This window comes from Danxiaibacter flavus (assembly GCF_041060425.1).
GTDB lineage: Bacteria > Bacteroidota > Bacteroidia > Chitinophagales > Chitinophagaceae > Danxiaibacter > Danxiaibacter flavus.
This window is the reverse complement of record NZ_JAULBC010000001.1, coordinates 536,145-556,946: the sequence shown is the minus strand read 5'-3', so window position 1 is coordinate 556,946 and position 20,802 is coordinate 536,145. Positions and strand designations below refer to the sequence as shown.

The following is a 20,802-nucleotide window of genomic DNA, read 5'->3' as shown; positions in this document are numbered from 1 at the left end:
CCCTACACTTCCTTCACACATTTATTTTTTTAGATCCTACAGCGTGCTTAGTTCTTCTGCGGAATCTTAACAGCTTGTCTTGCTAACAGTTTCCACTCTTTTTTCTCTTTCATCCAAACCTGTAATACTGCGAGCGTAAGCGGACCTTCTTTTCCGGTACTATCAGTCTGAACGCCGTTGAGAACATATCTGACAACTGCTGTATTACTTTCAATGACCACGCTTGGCGACAACATTTCTACGTTTCTGTAAGTGATCTTATTTGTCACCGCATTTTGTACCATGGTTGCTTTGTCTTCAATCTTGGCGTCAGAGTGACCATAAGTTGCCTTATCTGATACTAGTCCTTGTATTGCATTGCCATCTTTCCTAACGAAAACAGCATCATTTAAATCCTTTACCTTTTGAAGCACTTTGCTTTCGTCTGTTTGTGAAAAACCTGTCACACAAATTAATGACAGCAGAAAGGCAAAAATGATACTTTTCATATGCGTTGTTTTAGGCAATAATCAAGGAAATTTGGTCCGCACCAGCGGATAATGCAACTTACATCCCTACGACAGAACCGGTTAGTTGTTTGCTGCCGCAGTTTTTCTGCACTCGTCAATGATGGCATCTACTTTCTCTTTTGTAAGGTGTTCCTTATAGAACTTTCCCATCTGCATCATTGGCGCATATCCACAAGCACCAAGACATTCAACTGTTTTCAAGGTAAACATACCATCTTCAGTTGTCTGCCCGGGTTTTATATTTAATTTCTGTTCGATATAAGAAATAATGTCGTCACTTCCCTTAATCATACAAGGACCGGTTTGGCATACTTCAAATGTGTATCTGCCAACAGGCTGCAAGTTATACATGCTATAGAAAGTAGCAACCTCATACACTTCAATCGGTTCAATGCTCAGCAATGAAGCTACATAATCCATGGTATCCGAACTCAACCAGCCAAATTCTTCCTGCGCCAGGTGAAGTACAGGCAACAAAGCGCTCTTCTGCTTTCCATCAGGATAGCGTGCGATAATCTCTTGTACTTTAGCCAGTTTTTCGTCTGAAAATTTTGTCATATTTCAAATTCAAAAGTCAACATTCAAAAGCAAACATTCAAAAACATTGCATTGCTTTTGAATATTCACAACTCAATTTTACGCGTCCAGTTCTCCCGCAATCAGGTTCAGGCTACTCAATGTAATGATGGCATCACTCAGCATGCTGCCAGCTGTTATTTCGGAATAAGCCTGGTAATAAATAAAGCAAGGTCTGCGGAAGTGAAGACGATACGGAGTACGTCCCCCATCACTAATCAAATAGAACCCAAGTTCACCATTAGCAGCTTCAACGCTGTGGTAAACTTCACCTTTTGGAATGTCCGTTTCTCCCATCACAATCTTGAAGTGCCAGATCAGTGCCTCCATTTTTGTATAGACATCTTTCTTTTCAGGAAGATAGTATTCGGGAACATCAGCGTGATACACTTCCGCATCAGCACCTTTAAATTCCTGTATTTTCTGGTAAGCCTGTTTAATGATCTCCATGCTCTGCCACATTTCCTGGTTGCGAACAAGGAATCTGTCGTAGCAATCGCCGGTAGATCCTACAGGTACTTCAAAACTGAAATCTTCGTAACTGCTATAAGGAGAATGCACGCGTACATCATAATCAACACCAGCTGCACGAAGGTTGGGACCTGTGAAGCCATAATTTAATGCACGTTCAGCACTAATTGCACCAACGCCCATGGTACGTTCCATGAAGATCCTGTTACGTTGTAACAGCTTTTCAAATTCGCGTAATACTGCGGGATATTCAGCAAGGAATTTTTCCAGTTTCGTCCATGCAGTATTATTAAAGTTTCTTTCAAAACCACCGATACGGCCAATGTTGGTCGTTAAACGTGATCCGCAAATTTCTTCGTAGATCTCATAGATCAGTTCCCTGTACTGCATTACGTAAAGAAATACGCTTAATGCACCGGAATCCACACCAACAATAGAATTACAAATAAGGTGGTCTGCGATACGCGCCAGTTCCATAATGATCACACGCAGGTAATCAACACGTTTGGGCGTTTGTATTTTTAAAAGCTTTTCGCAGGTCATGTGCCAACCCATGTTGTTCAATGGGCTTGAGCAATAGTTCAACCTGTCTGTAAGCGGAGTTATCTGATATAAGGGCCTGCGTTCTGCAAGCTTTTCAAAAGCGCGGTGAATATAGCCAATCGTTTGTTCTGCAGATACCACTCTTTCGCCATCCATCTCCAATATATTCTGCATTACCCCGTGAGTGGCAGGGTGCGTTGGTCCCAGGTTTAAAGTAGTTGTCTGCTTTTCAATGGAACCTTCAGGTAGTTTTATATGTTTTATTTGCTCTGACATAATTCATTTTAATTTGAAATTTGAAATTTGAAATTTCAAATCAGATAATACTTCCACCTCTACCGAACATCTCGTCATCCTTGTCAATTCTTGTCTGATCTTCCAGCGGGAACTCCTTACGCATAGGGAAATAATCCATTTCATCAACGTTCAGGATGCGTTTCAGGTTGGGATGACCGATAAAATTAACCCCAAAGAAATCATATGTTTCTCTTTCCATCCAGTTTGCGGTTGAAAAGATGTTGGTTGCAGTAAAAATATCCGGCTCCTGGATGTTGGTGAATACCTTAAAACGGATTCTCACGTTCTTTACCAGGTTATGCAGATGGTAGACAATAGCCAGTTCCCTGCCTTCCTGATCGGGGTAGTGAACCGCACACAGATCCGTCAAAAAACGGAACTGCAATTCCTCATCGTCAAATAGAAATTGTAAAACTTTAAGATTATCTTCTTTAGGAGCTTCAAACGTGAACATGCCATAAGGTTCTTCGAAGTTTACTACCTTATCGCCAAATTGATCTGCTAATCTCTGCTTGATATATTCGTTTGTCAATTCCATCGGGTGTTGAAAATTTGTATGAAACCTGGATAACCGCCTCTAACCTGATGCACCACACTATTTATTGTATACCGTAACTGCCTAACAAAGCTTTATAATGGTCACTATTTCTTCTTCTTAAGCTTTCGTTACCCACCAATTCCTGGATGCGCATAAAGCCATCGAGGATAGCTTCTGGTCTTGGAGGGCACCCTGGAACATATACATCAACCGGAATAACCTGGTCAATGCCCTGCAACACAGAATAAGTATCAAAAATTCCTCCTGAAGAAGCACAGGCTCCCACCGCCAATACCCAACGGGGCTCAGCCATTTGCAGATAAACCTGTCTTAACACCGGAGCCATTTTCTTTGCGATAGTTCCCATCACCATTAACAGATCACACTGACGCGGAGTAAAACCCAGTCTCTCAGAACCAAAACGCGAAAGATCATAATGAGAACCCATTGTGGCCATGAATTCGATACCGCAGCAGGAAGTTGCGAAAGGTAAAGGCCAAATGGAGTTTTTACGTGCCAGAGCAATGGTCTTTTCCAGTGAGGTCGCAAAATATCCCTGTCCTTGAAGCCCCTCCGGCATCTCAGCCAGCGCAATATTGTCGTAAATATCTGCCTGCTTTGGATGAATATTGAATTGAACGGGACGTGACATAGTATTTATTTTAATATAACACTTATTGCATTGGTGGCAATAATGTTACAAACACAATTATTACAAGATCAATTTCTATCGGCAAAAATAGGTTACACTTGGCAATTGAGCTAAAACATTTGACGTTTAATTTGCCTTCTTAAAGTCAAAATGAAAAGAGCAGGCTTTGCAAGACCTGCTCTTTTGTATTTTTTAACTTCTTGTTAGTCCTCCCATTGAAGTGCTTTCTTCTTGATGATGTAAATAAAGCCAACAAGAAAGAATGCAACGAACAGTAATACTTCCCAGAAGCCGGTCCAGCCGAGCTCTTTAAAGTTTACCGCATATGGATAGAAAAAGATTACTTCTACATCAAATAAAACGAAAAGAATGGCTACAAGAAAATATTTAATAGCCATTGGAGCGCGGGCGTTACCATGGCTTTCGATACCGCTTGCAAAGTTCTCCAGCTTTTCAGAAGTACTTCTTTTAGGTCCCAATAAATGAGATGCCACCATCATAACTATAACGATGCCGATGGCCACCAGCAATTGAATACCTATTTGAAAATAATTAGCAGAGGAGTTCACGTTTGCATCCAGTAAAATCGTCAATGCACTCATGGTAAATTCTTTAATGCCGCAAAAATAAGGGCAAAGACGGGTAAAAAAAATCAATGACGTAAAAAATGTCATGTAAATGTAAGATGTACGGTGTAAGGTGTACGATCTAAGGTATAAGTGTATGATGTCAGATGCTGCCCGAACATGCCGTTTGTACGGGAGGGGCACCTGTTACAAATATAAAAGCTCCCTTTTAGGGAGCCTTTATATTATATATGTAAATCAGAATTAACTATTTACCTGAGCTTTGTTTGGGTTTGTTTGCGGGACTGCTTTTTTGATTGGATTTATTTTTCACCCTTGTTAACTGATCCAGGAATTGTTTGTACTGAACGTTAGCCGGATCAAATCTTACAGCTTCTTCAAATTCAGCGATTGAGCTGTCAATGTTTTTAGCTGTATTTGCATAGTAACCGCCCTGGATAGCGTGGTAATAAGCAATTGCCTGTGCATTTTTAGTTGTATCCTTCATTAAGAAGCCGATATAATCGTTGATCGGACCAACAGCTTTAGTACCGGTGCTGTCTTGTGCCTGAGCGCTTTTTACAAGCATTGTGTAACCATAAGGCTGGTCAGGATATTTTGTTTTGTAGATCGCAGCCATGCTATCAGCAACAGGGTAATCTTTTGCACCCAGCGCCGCATCACCCAAATTATAGATATCAGCATTTGATGGTTTTGTATTCAAAGCAAAGCTTTTCTTCAACCAGTCATATCTTTCTGCAGGCCTGTTTGTTTTTTTGTAGATTGACGCGATCGTATCAGCATAGCTCATTTTATTTGCCTGTACTGTATCGATGTCCATTGCTTTAGTCAGATACGAGATTGCAGAATCTTCGAAACCAGGAGCCTTTTTATAAATTTCAGCAGCAATCTTATAAGCATCTATTGGAACTGCTGTCAGCGTTTGTTGTGCAAAGAAATTAGTAATAGCTGTCCTGGCCTGATCCGGCTGATGTAACCTGTCGTAGTTGTAAGCATATAAAAGATTTATAGGAGCATAGTCTTTACAAGCTCCAGCTTCCATTTGTTTTGCTTTATCTAAAGACTCCTGGTATTTACCGGCGCGGAACAGATAGTCGGCCTGGAAGAAATCGGTTTTACAATCTTTGTCAGCATTAGCTACATATTTTTCTATGTATTCTTTTGCTGCATTGATATCCTTTTCCTGGTAATATCTGAAGTAATTAAGATAAACAGGAGCATAAGCCGGGTCTGCAGCGATAGCTTTACCATACCATTCATTCATGGCGTCCAGGTTGTTCTGGCTTTGGTAGATACGACCGATTCTGAAATCAGCTTTGGCATAATTAGGGTTTCTGTTTAATGCTTCACGGAAAGCTTCAACAGCCTCACCACCTTTGTCGCTACCCAATTTAAGATAGTTAATGCCAAGATTTACAGGTATTTCAGGATTTGTTTTATCAATTTCCATAGCCTGTTTTAACTTATCAACAGCGTACTGCGGATCACCTTGTTTGCTACTACCGTCGGCATTTGCTTTACCAATAGCATTCAAAATATCGGCGTTAGGAACACCTTTCGTTTTTCCTTTAGTACCGGTTGTGCTTGTAATTGCCTGCTCAAATTTTTGTTTAGCCGCATTCACGTCGCCGCCGCTTAACAGTTCAGCGTTTCCCATACCAACCCACAACCAGGGATCGTTAACACCTTCATTTAATTTTTGCTGGTACAAAGCTTTTGCACCGGCTACATCCTCATTGGCTATCATTGCCTGACCTAACCAATAGATAGAATAAGCGTCTTTAGGCTTATCATTTACCACTTTTTGCAATGTTTCCAAGGCACTTTTTGTTTTCTCGTAGTAGAGATATTTTATTCCATCCTCTACTTTTTGAGAAAAAGCTGTAACAGTAGCAAACCCAATAGATAAAAATGTTAAAGCTGTTTTCTTCATTTTCTGTTTTTTATACTAGTGATTAATCGGTACTTTCTTTTATATTGCTTGTACGGATGCCGAAATACATCTTGGCGGGTACAAGATATGATCTTCTAAAAATAAGCTGGCCTCTTTCTACACTCATAAAATTAAGAAATCCGGTCCCTAAACCGGAATAGTTCTCCTTCACGATATAGTACAAAGGCCGTACCAAAGGATATTGCGCGTAACTAATAGTTGACTGCGAAGGTTTTGCAAATATGCTGTCATCCTTGCAAGAGGTGCATTGCAGTAATGCAAAGCGAATTGTCTTCATATAGGCCTTCTGCTCCGGATCCTGTTCGTTGCCTACCCAGCTTGAACCTACGAAACCTATGGCATTTTGGTTTCTAGAAACGTAATCAACCACTTCCCTACTGTTATTTGCGGCTGTAACGTTGCTACCAAAATTTTCTCCTTTTAAAACAGAATCTTTCAAAAATCTTACGGTACTGGTAGCATTTTTTCCATCGACAACTATAGTCTTCGAGGAATCTTTTCCACTGAGAAAATCCCTGATCTTAGCCATGGTAAAGACACTGTCTTTTCCATTAATGTTAATGATAACACTTACAGCATCATAGGCAAGCACATCATAATTCGGATGATACTTAAGCTTTGTGGTGTAATATTTATCTTCGTCCACAGTTAGTCCCCTGGCAATTACAATCATTCTCACACTGTCATTTTGAAGATCCCGCAAGCAATCAGCTTCAGACTTATACGTCGGGATAATTTTCGCTTCCGGAAAAGAAGATTCATACACTTTAATCTGCTCTTCTATAACCGGCTTAAAGCTTTCATCAACACTTATATTGATTACGCCTTTTTTGTAGGTATCGTTATCCCTGTTGCTTCTGGTTCCGTTACCACATGCAGTAAAAATAACTCCCAGAAAAAAAGCGACTGCCAATTTACACATTATTTTCTCTGCCATACTTTAATATTCTTTCTTAACACTTCTATACATTCTGAAAGCCCCGTACAAAAGACAAAGCCCGCCAAACAAATATCTCATTAAGGGATCAAGCTCTGTAAGAGCCGCTGAAAACGGAAGATTCCACTGAGATCCAAAAAATACAACAAGCCCCACTGACAGTATTAACAGAGATATAGCAACTCCATAAATAGTGCGCATTAAGGTCAAACTTTTCTTTTGCCTTGTTCTGAAATTATTCTCCATTTAACACAATAATTAAAATACGGCTCGGGCAAGATATAAAATTTTAGTTTTTATTTTTTATAAAATTCTGTAATCTGAGTGTTTTTTTACCTCGAGCCCAATGATGAAATAATAAAATATGCTTACAAAATAATTAACATTTGTTATTATGAGGAATGGTTAACATCGCCTGACTATATAGAGTGCAAAAAGAAAAATTTCCATAAATACTGATTACAAGCAGGATATGATCGTGTTTCAAAGCCTGAATATCCTGCGAACATTATCTTTGCAGCCATGAAAATTTTAATGGTATGTCTCGGCAATATTTGCAGAAGCCCATTAGCCGAAGGCATTTTGCAGGATAAAGTGGAAAAATATCATTTGAAGTGGCTGGTAGACAGTGCGGGAACAAGTAATTATCACATTGGAGAGCCTCCGCATCATTTATCGCAAAAAGTAGCCGTGCTAAATAACATAGACATAAGCGGCCAATGTGGAAGACAGTTTAAAAAAGAAGACATAAAGAATTTTGATAAGATCTATGTGATGGATAGTGAGAATTATACAGACGTGAAAAGGATAAGCAAAGATTTTTGGAACGAAAAAAAAGTAGATCTTATATTGAATGAACTATATCCCGGAGAAAACAGAAGCGTGCCGGATCCGTGGTATGGAGGAGAAGATGGCTTTCACAAAGTGTTTGACATGCTGGACCAAGCTTGTGAACAGATTATTGCAAAATACCGGGAGTAGCATGTACATCGCAGGAATCTGTCCTACATTTTGAAAATGTAGGACAGATTCCTGCGATGTAGGATGTACGATGAAAGGTGTACGATTTTAGATGAAGCTGATTAACAAAACAGATAATACCATAAAATGGCTAAAATACAGGTAGGGATACCGCAGGGAACGAGAGATTTTTCTACAGATATTGTTAGAAAACGTAACTATATTTTTTCAACTGTACGCTCGGTTTTTGAATTATACGGGTTTCAGCCATTGGAAACCCCAACGATGGAAAACATTGAAACCTTAATGGGGAAGTATGGGGAGGAAGGTGACAAATTAATTTTTAAGGTGCTGAATAACGGCTTGGGAGACCCTAAAAACCTGGAGAAATCTAAAGCTGCATTTGAAAATGTACTGAATGGAAAAAATGATAAAAACCTAACGGAGCGCGCATTAAGGTATGATCTTACCATTCCGTTTGCACGATATGTGGCCATGAACCATGCGCAACTTACTTTTCCTTTTAAGCGTTATCAGATACAACCTGTTTGGCGCGCGGACAGACCCCAAAAGGGCCGTTACCGCGAATTCTATCAATGTGATGCGGATGTGGTGGGTAGCTATTCGCTCCTCAACGAAGTGGAACTGGCTAATATTTATGCAGAGGTATTTAGTCAGTTGAAAATTGATGTGGAGATCCGCATAAACAACAGGAAAATACTTGCAGGCCTTGCTGAATTATGCGGAGGCGCCGACAAAATGATGGATATAACTATTGCGATTGACAAGCTGGACAAAATAGGATTGGAAAAGGTTAAAGAAGAACTGGCAACAAGAGGCTTACAAGAAAACCAGGTTGCACGTATTGAGCAATACCTGTCCATTGAAGGAAGCAATGAAGAAAAACTTCAACAGTTGACTGAACTGATGGGCGATAATGAAACAGCTAAAAAAGGCATTGAAGAGATCACATACGTACTGAACTATGCTGCCATCGCTGGCAACAGTAAATTGGTAACGGACTTCACCCTTGCGCGCGGCCTTAATTATTACACCGGAACCATCTTTGAAGTAAAAGCTAAAAACGTTCAGATGGGTAGCATTGGTGGCGGCGGCCGCTATGATGACCTTACGGGCTTATTTGGCGTTCCGAATTTACCTGGCGTGGGAATTTCATTTGGCGTTGACCGCATTTATGATGTAATGGAAGAATTAAAACTTTTTCCCGAAGCAGTACAAACCGGTACGCAGGTTTTATTCTTTAACCTTGGCGATGCAGAAAGCAGGAAAGCATTTGAGCTTGCTCAACAATTACGAGGCAAAGGTGTTAGATGTGAATTGTACCATGAGCTGGCTAAGTTTGATAAGCAATTTAAGTATGCTGAGAAAAAAGCAATTCCTTTTATTGTAATTATTGGCAGCAAAGAACTGGAAGAAGGAACCTGTGTCATTAAAGATCTTAAGAAGAGCGAACAATTTGCTTTGAAACAAAATGAACTGCAAAACTTTTCTTTCTAAAATAAACTATGCCTTATTTAACACAACATACAGCAAAGGATCTTATTGAACGGGTTAACCGTCTTACTCCCGGCAGTCAGCGAAAATGGGGAAAGATGAATGTAATGCAAATGCTTGCGCATTGCACCGCTGCCATTAAAATGGCATTTGCAGAAGAAGCACCGGTAAAGACAATGTCTGAGCCGATGGCAGCTTTTGCAAGATGGATGTTCATCGACCTGCTTCCTTTTCCCAAAGGAGGAGTACCTACAGCGGAAGAATTGGATGCGACCAAGAAACTGGTGGTTACAGACGATTTTGAATACGAAAAACAATCGTTGATCGAACAGATTGAAAGGCTTACCAGTACACCCGACGATCACTATTTCAAGCCGCACCCGGTATTTGGGCGAATGAACAGAAAAAAATGGGGAAAGCTCATTTATAAGCATGTGGACCATCATCTACGGCAGTTTGGAGAATGAGACGATGTATGATGTACGATGTACGGTGTTAGGTGTATGACGTACTATGTTTGATGAAGATATAACGGATGCCGGCTTTCCGCTGCATTTGGCGCCTCGGCAATAACTCTTATTTTTGCTGCCGGCGTTTATTACGGACCAGTATTTGTGTGGGTATCTTGTCGATTCACTTTGTTTTTAAGTTTTGACTCGACATACAACAAAATATCCGGGCAAATCAATAATAAAAACACACGGATGAAAATTTCTAATGAAACTAAGATCGGCGCGCTAACTGCTGTAGCAATAGCATTATTAATACTTGGATTTAATTTTTTAAAAGGAAAAAGCCTTTTCAGATCTGGTTTTTTCCTTTATGCAAAATATGACAACACAAAAGGCTTACTGCCCTCCCACCCTGTTTTTGTAAATGGTTACCAGGTAGGATCCGTTTATGAAATTGAAGCGGCGGACAAAAATGTAAAAGAAATTCTTGTTACCATAAAACTAAGCCGGTCTTATAATATCCCTGCGAATTCAGAAGCTTCGATAAAGGACAATCCTTTGGGCACTCCGAGCCTGGACATAAAATTAGGAACAAGCACTTCTTACCTGCACTCGGACGATACCTTGCGGACGTCAAAAGCCGGCGGACTGTTGGATGCAGTAAGCGCAAAGCTGGGCCCCGTGGCTGATCAACTGGCGGTTACGCTGGGCTCTCTTGATTCTTTATTAAGAAATGCAAACAGTGTATTGGATCCTCATACAAAAGGCAACCTGCAAAGTGTTATTGCCAATTTGAACAATGCAACAGCAAGCCTGGTAAAGTCTTCGGCCTCATTACAAACAATGCTGAATACGCAGACCGGCGCTTTGGCCAATACGCTTGATAATATGAGCAGCTTTTCTGAAACACTTGCTTCCAATAAAGAAAAGCTGAACAATACAGTAAGTAATATTGAGAAAACAACAGAAAATCTTTCAAAAGCTGACATCGACGGTGTTGTAAACAATCTTAAAGCTTCTGTAGAAAAACTGAACAACACAATGGAGAAAGTGAACTCTACAGATGGTTCGCTCGGATCGTTGATCAATGATAAAGCATTGTATACCAATCTTAACAATACTGTTCGCAGCCTGAATACTTTAATGGACGATCTTCGTGTTCATCCTAAGCGCTATGTAAATATTTCCGTGTTCGGCAAAAAAGATAAAGGCAACTACCTTACACAGCCGCTTAGTGATACCGTTACCACATCCAGTACAAAATGATAAAAAGGCTTAAGGCTACATATATTTTATTAGCGCTGATTATTGGCTCGTCATTTACAGTCATGGGCCAGCAACCCGGCGCACAGGATACTGTTGCGAACAAAAAATTCATCAACATTATTCAGTCGAAAAGGCTGGACTATGAGAGAAAAGACACAGTAGAATTTCAGTCACTTGTGGGTGATGTTATTGTCAGGCAGGAAAAGACGCTTTTCTACTGCGATAGTGCCATCATTAACCGCAATCTGAATGTACTGGAAGCTTTCGGCCATGTTCACATCAATGATGCAGACAGCGTTCATACATACTCTGATTACCTGAAATATCTGGGTAATGAGAAAAAAGCTTATCTGAAAAACAATGTAAAGCTTACTGACGGCAAAGGCATTTTAACAACAAAAAATCTCGAATACAACGTTCAGTCCAAAATTGGTATTTATACCAATGGGGGTAAACTTGTAAACGGTAATTCCGTTTTAACAAGTGAAGATGGCTATTACTATGGCGAAACCAGGGATGCACTTTTTAAGAAGAAAGTAAAACTCGTTACACCGGATTATACTATCGAAACAGATACGCTGCCTTATAATACTTACACTGGTATTGCAAATTTTGTGGTACCAACAATTATTACTGGCAAGGAAAAAAACCGGCAGGTAAAAACAAGCAGTGGTTTTTACGATTCTCAAAAGAAATATGTGGTATTTGGAAGCAGGCCAAGTATACAGGACGGTAGCACTTTTCTTGATGCGGACGATGTTGCGAGCAACGATTCTACCGGTTACAGCGAAGCCAGAGGTAATGTGATCTATCGTGACACAGCCCAGGGCATAAGCATATTTTCCGGGAACCTGAAAACGAGCCGGAACGAAAATTCATTTCTTGCAACTATTCAACCTGTAATGGTGATCAAGCAGGATACGGACTCATTGTTTATAGCTGCAGACACATTGTACTCTGCAAGACTTTCTGACTTAATAAAAAGCCGTCCCGTCCCCGATATTACAGGAAAAGAAAGCGATATAGCGAAAGACACTTCTTTAAAAGCAAAAGTGGCCGGCATTATAAATAAGCCCGCGGATAGTACCGACAGATTCTTTGAAGCTTACTTCAATGTACGTATCTATTCTGATTCCATGCAGGCTGTTGGAGATAGCTTGTTCTACTCTGCGAAAGATTCTGTATTCAGGCTGTTCCGCGATCCTATTGTATGGAACAAAGAGAATCAAATCTCGGGTGACACCATTTACATGTATACGCAACAAAAGAAACCAAAGCGTTTATATGTTTTTGAGAATGCACTTACTATAAGCAAAGTTGGGGATGACTATTATAACCAGGTAAAAGGCAGAACCATTAACGGATATTTCAAGGAAGGCAATATCGATTTTTTGAGAGCAAAGGGTAATTCGGAAGCTATTTACTATGGCCAGGACGACAATAACAAATTTGTTGGCGTGAACAGGGCCACGGCCGATATGATCGATTTGTACTTTGAGCAGCGTAAACCTGAGCGTGTGGTGATGCGTGTTAACCTAAAAGGCACAACTTATCCGATGCGACAGGTTAATCACTCCGACATGCGCCTGCGCGGTTTTAAATGGATTGAAGACAAAAGGCCAAAGTCTAAGTATGATTTGTTTGGAAAGTAAGAAGATTTGAAATTTGAGATTTGAAATTTCAAATTCAAATTTTCGGAGAGGCTTTGAATTGACAGGCAGCATCAGTGCGAATCTGGAATATTATCTGGCTAAATAAGTAGTTGCGGCTCCGCATATTCAATTTCAAATCTAAAATCCTACATGTCTTTTTTAAAGCAAACATTTATTGATCCAATAAAAGAGTTTATTCACGATAGCAGATCTATCGGAATTTTGCTATTGGTGTGTACTGCCATTTCCCTTGTGATAGCTAATCTGTCTTTTGGAGAAAAATATCTTGCTTTCTGGAATGCGGAGTTTCATCTTGCACATAATTTATATCTCCCGCACTCATTACTTCACTTTATTAACGATGGTCTGATGGCGCTCTTCTTCTTTCTTGCGGGCATGGAAATAAAGCATGAAATGCTTGAAGGAGAACTGGCGAGCCCTCAACGCGCAGCATTACCCGTTGCCGCAGCAATTGGTGGAATGATAGCTCCGGCCATTATTTTCTCCCTATTCAACAAGGCCACCGTTTTTCAACCCGGATGGGGAATTCCTACAGCTACAGATATTGCGTTCTCACTGGGAGTTGCATCATTACTGGGAAAGCGCGTTCCTGATTCACTCAAGATCTTTCTGACTGCCCTTGCGATCATTGACGATCTTGGCGCCATTGTGATCATTGCACTTTTTTACGGCTCATCAATAAAACTTGTGTGGCTGGCCGCCAGCTTATGCATAATTGCATTCATCTATTTTATCAATAAAAAGATGCGGTTCGGCTGGCTGCAAATAGCGCTTGGCGTCCTGCTCTGGTATTGTGTCTTTAACTCGGGTGTTCATGCAACCATAGCAGGTGTTTTGTTTGCATTATTGGTGCCCGGCAACCTTCTTACAACATACTGCAACAAGTTGCATCACCTTGTCAATTTTGCTATAATGCCTCTGTTTGCATTGGCCAACACTGCAATAATATTTCCTGACAATCCGGTAACAGCATTAACAAGTACGCTCTCACTCGGTATAATAGCCGGCCTGTTTATCGGCAAACCCCTTGGTATTTATACTGCCAGCTATATTGTAATAAAGAAGAAGTGGGCAGCATTATCATCTGACATTACCCAGGCGCACCTGGTTGGTGCAGGAGTGCTGGCAGGCATTGGTTTTACCATGAGTATTTTTATTTCCACACTTGCATTCAGTGATCCGGCTTACCAGGACATCGCCAAAGTAGCTGTACTTGCCGGCTCTGTTGCTTCTATGATCGCCGGCTATTTCTGGTTAAGATCATTGCATACCCGCAAACAGCGGCAAGTCACCAGCAATGCTACAGTAAAGCAATAATAAAAACCGAGGAATGGTTCTGCTTATTTACGCCTAACAGTATCCTTCGGATTTACTGTATCAGGTCTCACCTTTTGAGTTGTTGTGTCACCTAGTGAAGGATTTGTAGCAGAGCTGTTATCTGGCGGAGGAATGGTTATGGACTTGTCTGTAGTGTCCGTTTCATTATTCTTTCCGTTGTGATTGCCACATGAGCCCAGCAGAAACGCACCTGTAGCAATTGCCGTGATAAGTATGTTTTTCATAATGCCGGTTTTTGTCTTTAAAAATACTTGTCACTTATTTATCAAAAAATCCATGCCAATAAAACAAAACGCATTAAGGTTTATAAACGCAGGAGATGACGCACCGATGGGCAAAAAAAGCTACACAAAAGCAACAATTCATTTCTAAAATGTGTTACCTATAGTATAGAGAAACTGGTACACTTATGGAAGTAGGAAGGATATTCCTAATCTTAAATCTTATTGTATGCTTAGATGGACCGTAATCTTTCTGATCATCGCGATTGTAGCTGCGATATTTGGCTTTACAGGAATAGCCGCGGGCGCCACCCAAATTGCCAGAGTTTTGTTCTTTATTTTCCTGGTGCTGTTTATAATTTCCTTAATAAGAGGCAGGACGCCCTAAGTTTATTTTAATACGTTATATTCGTGTTAAATAAACGCACAAAAATAAAATGATTTTTATCTTCGCGGAAATATTCTAACACAATAACATTCAAATATTTAAGCCTGATAGCAGGCAGTTTTGGTTGCGAGGGTAATTTCAATTACCCTCTATTTTTTTTAGGCCTTCAAGGAATATAAGATTTCACTTATTCACAAAGACATCATCGCATTCTTTTATACCCCTTGTAATATTTTGTACGGTTTATTGAAAACAGAAAAGATTTTGATTTGTTGTCTTTTCTTATGTGACTATTAATAAGTAGTTGCAATAATAAAAAGAAGAACCTTCATTATGTCGTTATGACACATTAAAAAATGATTAAAAAGACTTTAAATTGACTCGCTTATCTGAAAAACTGGTAAGAAATGATTATCGCCGCGATAACGCCAATTATGTCCGCCATAATGCCCGCCCAGACTGCATAACGCACTTTTTTAATGCCCACACTGCCGAAGTATAGCGCAAGAATATAAAAGGTTGTGTCTGTAGAGCCGAATAATGTAGAACCTAGTTGCCCGACAAAACTGTCCGGCCCGTGTGTTTTTAATGTATCAATCATCAATCCTCTTGCTCCACTGCCGCTGAAAGGACGCATGATAGCAATGGGAAGCGCCGGAGTAAAATCAGTATTCAGTCCGGTAAGCCCAATCACATAGGTCAGACCATTGGTAACGTATGTGAGCGCGCCACTATCACGAAAAACACGGATCGCAACCAACATGCCCACCAGGTACGGAAGGATCTTTAACACAACGTCAAATCCATTCTTCGCGCCTTCAATAAAAGCGTCGAATACCGACACTTTCTTCCAAACACCGCCGATAATGATCGTAACGACTATTGCGAACAGGATCAGATTACCGGAGATCTTGCTAAAAGCTTCACGCTGGGCATTTTCCATTCGTCCAACCAAAACGAGCAAGCCAACTACAAATGCCGTCATTCCCAGCAGTGACGCAATCAATACAAAATCCCATTTGATTCGTTGTCGTATGCCAACAATTATAATGGAAGCAAGCGTGGCTGAAATTGTCCCCAAAACACAGGGTATAAAAATGCTGGCAGGCTGTGTGGACCCGGCAGCCAACCGATAAGTTATAATGGATAATGGAATTAATGTAAGCCCGCTTGTATGGAGCACAAGAAACATGATCTGCGCATTGGTGGCAGTCTCTTTGTTCGGATTCAGCGATTGCAGGCTTTGCATGGCCTTCAAACCAAATGGGGTAGCCGCATTATCCAATCCTAACATGTTGGCACTGAAGTTCATTACCATCTCTCCCATGGCCGGGTGCTTGTCAGGAACTTCAGGGAACAACCTTTTCATAAATGGATTCAGCCATCGGGCGATCAGGTTAATCGCACCTGCTTTTTCTGCAATATTCATGATTCCAAGGAAAAAGATCATTGTTCCTGCCAGGGAAAATCCCACATCAACCACAGAACTTTTCGCTGAATCGAACATGCCTTCCACCAACACTTTAAAAATTTCCGTATCATGAAACACGATCAGTTTAACGCAGGCTATAAGAAATGCTATGATGAAAAAAGCGATCCAGACAATGTTCAGCGCCATGAATAAGAATTAATTAATACATCCGAAAGTAGTGAAAAACAATTTCCAAAGCGGAAAAGTTTCCTAGTTAGCAAGGACAGCGCTACATTTGCGGCCGGTTAAGCATAAAGCCTAAAGCTGAAAGCTCAACCAATGGCTGAAAGCTCATAGCTGATAGCTGAAAGCAAAAAGATAAAACATAACAATTTTATGGCTTTACAAGCAGGTATTGTGGGATTACCAAATGTGGGTAAATCAACTTTGTTCAACGCATTAAGTAATGCGAAAGCGCAGGCGGCCAACTTTCCGTTCTGTACCATTGAACCTAACGTAGGCGTTATTACCGTTCCGGATGAACGCCTGATCCAGTTGGAAAAACTGGTTCAACCACAACGCGTGGTTCCTACAACTGTTGAAATAGTGGATATCGCCGGCCTGGTGAAAGGCGCCAGCAAAGGCGAAGGATTGGGCAACCAGTTCCTTGGGAATATCAGGAGTACTGATGCCATTATTCACGTGTTACGTTGTTTTGACGATGATAACGTGATCCACGTTGACGGTAGCGTAAACCCGGTTCGCGACAAGGAGATCATCGATACAGAATTGCAGTTGAAAGATCTGGACAGTGTAGAAAAAAAGATCGCTAAAACTGAAAAGCAGGCAAGAACCGGCGGCGATAAAGAAGCACTGCGCGGCCTCGAAATTCTGCAGGCAATAAAGGCACACCTGGAACAAGGTAAAAATGCAAGAGCATTTGAGGTAAGCGTGGAAGACAGAGAAAAGCATGTTGATGACATGTTCCTGCTCACCATTAAGCCGGTAGTTTACGTGTGCAATGTGGATGACAAGAGTGTTGTAAAAGGTAACAAACATACCGATGCGATTAAGGAAGCGGTAAAAGATGAGAAGGCTGAAATAATTTTCATCAGCGCCGAGATTGAAAGTGAGATCGCTGTAATGGACAACTTTGAAGACAGGCAGATGTTCCTGGAAGATATGGGACTCCATGAAAGTGGTGTTGCCCGTTTGATCAAAGCAACTTATCATTTGTTGAATCTTGCTACTTATTTTACGGCAGGTGTTCAGGAAGTGCGTGCATGGACCATTCACAAAGGGATGCTTGCTCCGCAGGCTGCTGGTGTAATTCATACTGATTTTGAAAAAGGATTTATCCGTGCGGAAGTGATCAAATACCTGGACTTTGTAAAATTCGGCTCAGAAGCTGCATGCCGCGACAATGGTAAACTTGCCGTTCAGGGTAAAGATTATTTAGTTGAAGATGGCGATATAATGCACTTCAGATTTAACGTATAAACGATCCGGCACTTCACCGGTTTTAATATAACCGTAAAATAGAAAAACACTTTTTCCTGTAAAGTTTTTTATAACTTGTCAGGACGATTGTTGATCTGTTTTACGGTTTTTTATTGCTTGCTGCAAACACTTACTGTGCATTTATTCACTTGAACAACGCATATAATTTTCTAACACAAAAAATCAAACAATGAATCCAAATCAAACCGCAGTTTATCCTTATCTGGCTTTTAACGGTAATTGTCGCGAAGCGATGACTTTTTACAAAGATTGTATTGGCGGGGAACTGGAAATCATGGATTTTGCTTCAGCTCCAATGGACACTCCTCCGGAGGCAAAAAACAATGTAATGCACTCACGTCTCACAAAAGGAGAATTGACGATCATGGCATCGGATTCAATGCCCGGACAGCCGGTTACCAACGGAAGTTCTGTTTCCCTTTCTGTTAACTGTGCCAGCAAAGAAGAAGTGGACACTTTCTTCAATAATCTTTCTAAAGATGGTAAAGTAACCATGCCTGCAGGCGATACATTCTGGGGCGCCTATTTTGGTATGCTGACGGATAAATTCGGCATTCACTGGATGTTTAATTATGATAAACCACGACAATAAGTTGTAAGTTATACGCGGTACGTTATACGTTTAAGCCCCATAAGTTTTAAGTTGTACGTGGTACGTTATACGTTGAAGCCTTTATGTTGTAATAGTTCGGCAACATAAAGGCTTTCTAATTACAGATGCTGTTTAAACTTTACAAATTTTTCTGACCAGATTGAAAAACGTATAACGTACCACGTATAATTTAAAACCCAAAATGCTAACTTTGTTAGCATGAAGCGTTCCGGATCTGCAGATCTCCCCTTGCATTATGGTTATGTTCCTAAATGGCTTGCCGAGCGAATGGCAAAGCTTGGACTGGCTGTTACCGAATCTATTTTGATGGAATACGGTCAACAGGAATTTCTGCGCCGGATGAGCGACCCGTTTTGGTTTCAAAGTCTGGGCGCTGTGATGGGAATGGACTGGCACTCTTCAGGAATTACTACTTCTGTAATGGGCGCATTGAAAAGAGCGATAAATCCTCATGCAAAAGAACTGGGAATTTATATCTGCGGAGGAAAAGGAAAATTTTCAAAAGAAGCTCCGCAGGAATTATTGCGCGTTGCGGAACAGACAGGACTTGATGGAAATGAGCTTGTAAAATTTAGCAAGCTTAGCGCAAAGGTCGATAATACTGCCGTGCAGGATGGCTTTCAATTGTACACCCATAATTTTATTGTCAGCAGTAAAGGCGATTGGTCGGTGATCCAGCAGGGCATGTCTGCTGGAAGCAAGATGGCCCGCCGTTATCACTGGCACTCGAAAGATTTACATTCTTTTATTGAAGAACCCCATACTGCCGTTTGTGGTGTTAACCAGGGAGAGATCCTTAACCTTACTGCGACTGCAGCAGATAATACCCGCGCCAGCATTTTAGCACTGACAAAAGAAAAACCGGAGTTGATGATGCAGGAGATTCAGCAATTGATCATGCCTTCGCATCATGATGTAAGAAGTGAGGATGTTGACCTTAAACGTTTGGGTACTGTGCTCTGGCTCGCCAGTGAGCAGCAGCTGCAAAGTTTTGAAGAACTGTTACTCTTGCAGGGTGTTGGCCCGAGAACGATTCAATCTTTAACACTGGTAAGCGAGGTGATTCATGGTACGCCATCCCGCTTTAAAGACCCTGCCCGTTTTGCATTTGCGCATGGAGGTAAGGATGGACATCCATTTCCTGTTCCGATAAAAGTGTATGATGAGACGATCAGCACATTGCAGAATGCGGTGTACAAGGCGAAACTGGGAGAGACAGATAAGCAGGAAGCAATTAAAAGCCTGCACACATTAGCGGCTAAAGCTGAAAAGAATTTTATACCCAATGAGCAGTTTGATGCACTAATTGAAAAGGAAAGAAATGAGTCGTGGAAATATGGCGGAAAGACGGTTTTCGGTGATGCTAAAAGGCCAAAGGCGAAGGGAGTGCAGCTGAGGCTGTTTTAAATACAAAATTCCCCGCCTGACCTGTCGGGCAGGAAAAGTAAAAAGTAAAAGATAGCCCGCAGAGATTTAAGCGAAGGGTTTCGCGCGGAGGGCGCGGAGAGGCGGCGGCGCGGCGGGATAAGTCAAAATTCAAAAGTAAAAAGTAAAAGATAGCCCGCAGAGATTTAAGCGAAGGGTTTCGCGCGGCGGGCGCGGAGAGGTGGCGGCGCGGCGGGATAGGTCAAAATTCAAAAGTAAAAAGATAGCCCGCGGAGATTTAAGCGATGGGTTTCGCGCGGCGGGCGCGGAGAGGCGGCGGCGCGGCGGGATAAGTCAAAATTCAAAATTCAAAAGTAAAAAGATAGCCCGCGGAGATTTAAGCGAAGGGTTTCGCGCGGCGGGCGCGGAGAGGCGGCGGCGCGGTGGAAAGCTAAAAACAAAAAATAAAAGGCAAAAACTGCCCGCGGAGATTTAAGCGAAGGGGTTCACGCGACGGGCGCGGAGAAACGGCGGCGCAACGAATACAAAACAGGCGGTTCTCTAGACACCTTACCAGCAATAGAAACAGAGGCACTTTGAACGTACTAACCTATGCTGCGATAAACGTATAACGTACCACGTAAAACTTACAACTCAACCTACAACTTCTCCTCTATCTCCTTCCCCACTCTTTCAGTCAATGACTCAGGGCGCTGTTCGGAAGTGAACCAGCTTTTGCCATCGTTATTTACATAACCAAAGAATACGTTGTTGAGAACAACGTGGTATGAGCGCACTATTCCATCCTTATCTTTTTTTCCGGGACTAACGCGGCCATCGTAGTGAACGCCTTCATGATCAAATGATATGGTAAAAAATTCTTCAGTCATGTTTTACATTTAAACCGCAAAGATGGAACAAACTGGTTTAGTTACAAAAATGTCTGACGATGACATTATTTCGAATTACGGAGATATTCAGCTCATTTGAACGAGTTTATTTGCCATCAAATATG

General features: G+C 41.2%; 21 protein-coding genes. 10 read left to right on the top strand and 11 right to left on the bottom strand.

Going from position 1 to position 20,802, the window contains the following annotated elements:
• Nucleotides 1-47: 47 nt before the first annotated feature.
• From QTN47_RS02145 to QTN47_RS02110, 8 genes are all read right to left on the bottom strand, one after another.
• Complete coding sequence (locus QTN47_RS02145; RefSeq protein WP_369327666.1) at nucleotides 48-488, bottom strand: nuclear transport factor 2 family protein; 441 nt, start codon at nucleotides 486-488, stop codon at nucleotides 48-50.
• An 81-nt stretch (nucleotides 489-569) separates the two neighbouring features.
• Nucleotides 570-1,067 (bottom strand): NADH-quinone oxidoreductase subunit NuoE, encoded by a 498-nt coding sequence (gene nuoE, locus QTN47_RS02140; protein WP_369327665.1) that lies wholly within the window; start codon nucleotides 1,065-1,067, stop codon nucleotides 570-572.
• Between the two features lie 78 nt (nucleotides 1,068-1,145).
• On the bottom strand, nucleotides 1,146-2,375 hold the full coding sequence (locus QTN47_RS02135; RefSeq protein WP_369327664.1) for an NADH-quinone oxidoreductase subunit D: 1,230 nt from the start codon (nucleotides 2,373-2,375) through the stop codon (nucleotides 1,146-1,148).
• A gap of 40 nt (nucleotides 2,376-2,415) precedes the next feature.
• A complete protein-coding gene (locus QTN47_RS02130) occupies nucleotides 2,416-2,934 on the bottom strand; it encodes an NADH-quinone oxidoreductase subunit C (protein ID WP_369327662.1) in 519 nt (172 codons plus the stop codon).
• A gap of 61 nt (nucleotides 2,935-2,995) precedes the next feature.
• Nucleotides 2,996-3,586, bottom strand: coding sequence for an NADH-quinone oxidoreductase subunit B (locus tag QTN47_RS02125; RefSeq protein ID WP_369327661.1), 591 nt, complete (start codon nucleotides 3,584-3,586; stop codon nucleotides 2,996-2,998).
• Nucleotides 3,587-3,789: 203 nt separating this feature from the next.
• The gene (locus tag QTN47_RS02120) at nucleotides 3,790-4,188 is read right to left on the bottom strand and encodes an NADH-quinone oxidoreductase subunit A (protein WP_369327660.1); all 399 of its coding nucleotides are present in this window, start codon (nucleotides 4,186-4,188) and stop codon (nucleotides 3,790-3,792) included.
• A 232-nt stretch (nucleotides 4,189-4,420) separates the two neighbouring features.
• Nucleotides 4,421-6,106 (bottom strand): tetratricopeptide repeat protein, encoded by a 1,686-nt coding sequence (locus QTN47_RS02115; protein ID WP_369327659.1) that lies wholly within the window; start codon nucleotides 6,104-6,106, stop codon nucleotides 4,421-4,423.
• Between the two features lie 22 nt (nucleotides 6,107-6,128).
• On the bottom strand, nucleotides 6,129-7,064 hold the full coding sequence (locus QTN47_RS02110; protein ID WP_369327658.1) for a PstS family phosphate ABC transporter substrate-binding protein: 936 nt from the start codon (nucleotides 7,062-7,064) through the stop codon (nucleotides 6,129-6,131).
• 522 nt (nucleotides 7,065-7,586) lie between these two features.
• Here QTN47_RS02110 and QTN47_RS02105 point away from each other — a divergent pair.
• From QTN47_RS02105 to nhaA, 6 genes are all read left to right on the top strand, one after another.
• Nucleotides 7,587-8,045, top strand: coding sequence for a low molecular weight protein-tyrosine-phosphatase (locus QTN47_RS02105; RefSeq protein WP_369327657.1), 459 nt, complete (start codon nucleotides 7,587-7,589; stop codon nucleotides 8,043-8,045).
• A 126-nt stretch (nucleotides 8,046-8,171) separates the two neighbouring features.
• On the top strand, nucleotides 8,172-9,542 hold the full coding sequence (gene hisS, locus QTN47_RS02100; protein WP_369327656.1) for a histidine--tRNA ligase: 1,371 nt from the start codon (nucleotides 8,172-8,174) through the stop codon (nucleotides 9,540-9,542).
• An 8-nt stretch (nucleotides 9,543-9,550) separates the two neighbouring features.
• Nucleotides 9,551-10,006 carry a DUF1569 domain-containing protein gene (locus QTN47_RS02095; RefSeq protein WP_369327655.1) on the top strand — a complete coding sequence of 152 codons (456 nt, stop codon included), beginning with the start codon at nucleotides 9,551-9,553 and terminating at the stop codon, nucleotides 10,004-10,006.
• 237 nt (nucleotides 10,007-10,243) lie between these two features.
• Nucleotides 10,244-11,257 carry an MlaD family protein gene (locus QTN47_RS02090; protein ID WP_369327654.1) on the top strand — a complete coding sequence of 338 codons (1,014 nt, stop codon included), beginning with the start codon at nucleotides 10,244-10,246 and terminating at the stop codon, nucleotides 11,255-11,257.
• Nucleotides 11,254-12,909, top strand: a complete 1,656-nt coding sequence (locus QTN47_RS02085) for an OstA-like protein (protein WP_369327653.1) — start codon at nucleotides 11,254-11,256, stop codon at nucleotides 12,907-12,909. The genes QTN47_RS02090 and QTN47_RS02085 overlap by 4 nt, the downstream gene beginning before the upstream one ends.
• 150 nt (nucleotides 12,910-13,059) lie before the next feature.
• On the top strand, nucleotides 13,060-14,247 hold the full coding sequence (nhaA, locus tag QTN47_RS02080) for a Na+/H+ antiporter NhaA (protein ID WP_369327652.1): 1,188 nt from the start codon (nucleotides 13,060-13,062) through the stop codon (nucleotides 14,245-14,247).
• Nucleotides 14,248-14,270: 23 nt separating this feature from the next.
• Here the strand turns inward: nhaA and QTN47_RS02075 are convergent, their stop codons facing one another.
• Nucleotides 14,271-14,492, bottom strand: a complete 222-nt coding sequence (locus QTN47_RS02075) for a hypothetical protein (RefSeq protein WP_369327651.1) — start codon at nucleotides 14,490-14,492, stop codon at nucleotides 14,271-14,273.
• A gap of 226 nt (nucleotides 14,493-14,718) precedes the next feature.
• On the opposite strand from QTN47_RS02075, the gene QTN47_RS02070 reads away from it, so the two are divergent.
• Complete coding sequence (locus QTN47_RS02070; protein ID WP_369327650.1) at nucleotides 14,719-14,877, top strand: DUF1328 domain-containing protein; 159 nt, start codon at nucleotides 14,719-14,721, stop codon at nucleotides 14,875-14,877.
• A 385-nt stretch (nucleotides 14,878-15,262) separates the two neighbouring features.
• Here QTN47_RS02070 and QTN47_RS02065 read toward each other — a convergent pair whose 3' ends face one another.
• A complete protein-coding gene (locus tag QTN47_RS02065) occupies nucleotides 15,263-16,495 on the bottom strand; it encodes a nucleoside recognition domain-containing protein (RefSeq protein WP_369327649.1) in 1,233 nt (410 codons plus the stop codon).
• 189 nt (nucleotides 16,496-16,684) lie between these two features.
• Between QTN47_RS02065 and ychF the strand changes: the two genes are divergently transcribed.
• The 3 genes from ychF to QTN47_RS02050 all read left to right on the top strand — a co-directional run bounded on the left by ychF (nucleotide 16,685) and on the right by QTN47_RS02050 (nucleotide 19,829).
• Nucleotides 16,685-17,788 carry a redox-regulated ATPase YchF gene (gene ychF / locus QTN47_RS02060; protein ID WP_369327648.1) on the top strand — a complete coding sequence of 368 codons (1,104 nt, stop codon included), beginning with the start codon at nucleotides 16,685-16,687 and terminating at the stop codon, nucleotides 17,786-17,788.
• Between the two features lie 190 nt (nucleotides 17,789-17,978).
• Nucleotides 17,979-18,401 (top strand): VOC family protein, encoded by a 423-nt coding sequence (locus QTN47_RS02055; RefSeq protein ID WP_369327647.1) that lies wholly within the window; start codon nucleotides 17,979-17,981, stop codon nucleotides 18,399-18,401.
• Nucleotides 18,402-18,620: 219 nt separating this feature from the next.
• A complete protein-coding gene (locus tag QTN47_RS02050) occupies nucleotides 18,621-19,829 on the top strand; it encodes a DUF763 domain-containing protein (protein WP_369327646.1) in 1,209 nt (402 codons plus the stop codon).
• 617 nt (nucleotides 19,830-20,446) lie between these two features.
• Here QTN47_RS02050 and QTN47_RS02045 read toward each other — a convergent pair.
• Nucleotides 20,447-20,677, bottom strand: a complete 231-nt coding sequence (locus QTN47_RS02045) for a hypothetical protein (protein ID WP_369327645.1) — start codon at nucleotides 20,675-20,677, stop codon at nucleotides 20,447-20,449.
• Nucleotides 20,678-20,802 lie beyond the last annotated feature (125 nt).

What these genes read in the sequence shown, in the direction of transcription:
- QTN47_RS02070 (WP_369327650.1), top strand. Translation starts at nt 14,719, where the DNA reads ATGCTTAGATGGACCGTAATCTTTCTGATCATCGCGATTGTAGCTGCG.
- QTN47_RS02125 (WP_369327661.1), bottom strand. Translation starts at nt 3,586, where the DNA reads ATGTCACGTCCCGTTCAATTCAATATTCATCCAAAGCAGGCAGATATT.
- QTN47_RS02115 (WP_369327659.1), bottom strand. Translation starts at nt 6,106, where the DNA reads ATGAAGAAAACAGCTTTAACATTTTTATCTATTGGGTTTGCTACTGTT.
- QTN47_RS02065 (WP_369327649.1), bottom strand. Translation starts at nt 16,495, where the DNA reads ATGGCGCTGAACATTGTCTGGATCGCTTTTTTCATCATAGCATTTCTT.
- QTN47_RS02075 (WP_369327651.1), bottom strand. Translation starts at nt 14,492, where the DNA reads ATGAAAAACATACTTATCACGGCAATTGCTACAGGTGCGTTTCTGCTG.
- QTN47_RS02045 (WP_369327645.1), bottom strand. Translation starts at nt 20,677, where the DNA reads ATGACTGAAGAATTTTTTACCATATCATTTGATCATGAAGGCGTTCAC.
- QTN47_RS02095 (WP_369327655.1), top strand. Translation starts at nt 9,551, where the DNA reads ATGCCTTATTTAACACAACATACAGCAAAGGATCTTATTGAACGGGTT.
- QTN47_RS02050 (WP_369327646.1), top strand. Translation starts at nt 18,621, where the DNA reads ATGAAGCGTTCCGGATCTGCAGATCTCCCCTTGCATTATGGTTATGTT.
- QTN47_RS02110 (WP_369327658.1), bottom strand. Translation starts at nt 7,064, where the DNA reads ATGGCAGAGAAAATAATGTGTAAATTGGCAGTCGCTTTTTTTCTGGGA.
- nuoE (WP_369327665.1), bottom strand. Translation starts at nt 1,067, where the DNA reads ATGACAAAATTTTCAGACGAAAAACTGGCTAAAGTACAAGAGATTATC.
- QTN47_RS02145 (WP_369327666.1), bottom strand. Translation starts at nt 488, where the DNA reads ATGAAAAGTATCATTTTTGCCTTTCTGCTGTCATTAATTTGTGTGACA.
- QTN47_RS02130 (WP_369327662.1), bottom strand. Translation starts at nt 2,934, where the DNA reads ATGGAATTGACAAACGAATATATCAAGCAGAGATTAGCAGATCAATTT.
- QTN47_RS02135 (WP_369327664.1), bottom strand. Translation starts at nt 2,375, where the DNA reads ATGTCAGAGCAAATAAAACATATAAAACTACCTGAAGGTTCCATTGAA.
- QTN47_RS02105 (WP_369327657.1), top strand. Translation starts at nt 7,587, where the DNA reads ATGAAAATTTTAATGGTATGTCTCGGCAATATTTGCAGAAGCCCATTA.
- nhaA (WP_369327652.1), top strand. Translation starts at nt 13,060, where the DNA reads ATGTCTTTTTTAAAGCAAACATTTATTGATCCAATAAAAGAGTTTATT.
- QTN47_RS02085 (WP_369327653.1), top strand. Translation starts at nt 11,254, where the DNA reads ATGATAAAAAGGCTTAAGGCTACATATATTTTATTAGCGCTGATTATT.
- ychF (WP_369327648.1), top strand. Translation starts at nt 16,685, where the DNA reads ATGGCTTTACAAGCAGGTATTGTGGGATTACCAAATGTGGGTAAATCA.
- hisS (WP_369327656.1), top strand. Translation starts at nt 8,172, where the DNA reads ATGGCTAAAATACAGGTAGGGATACCGCAGGGAACGAGAGATTTTTCT.
- QTN47_RS02120 (WP_369327660.1), bottom strand. Translation starts at nt 4,188, where the DNA reads ATGAGTGCATTGACGATTTTACTGGATGCAAACGTGAACTCCTCTGCT.
- QTN47_RS02055 (WP_369327647.1), top strand. Translation starts at nt 17,979, where the DNA reads ATGAATCCAAATCAAACCGCAGTTTATCCTTATCTGGCTTTTAACGGT.
- QTN47_RS02090 (WP_369327654.1), top strand. Translation starts at nt 10,244, where the DNA reads ATGAAAATTTCTAATGAAACTAAGATCGGCGCGCTAACTGCTGTAGCA.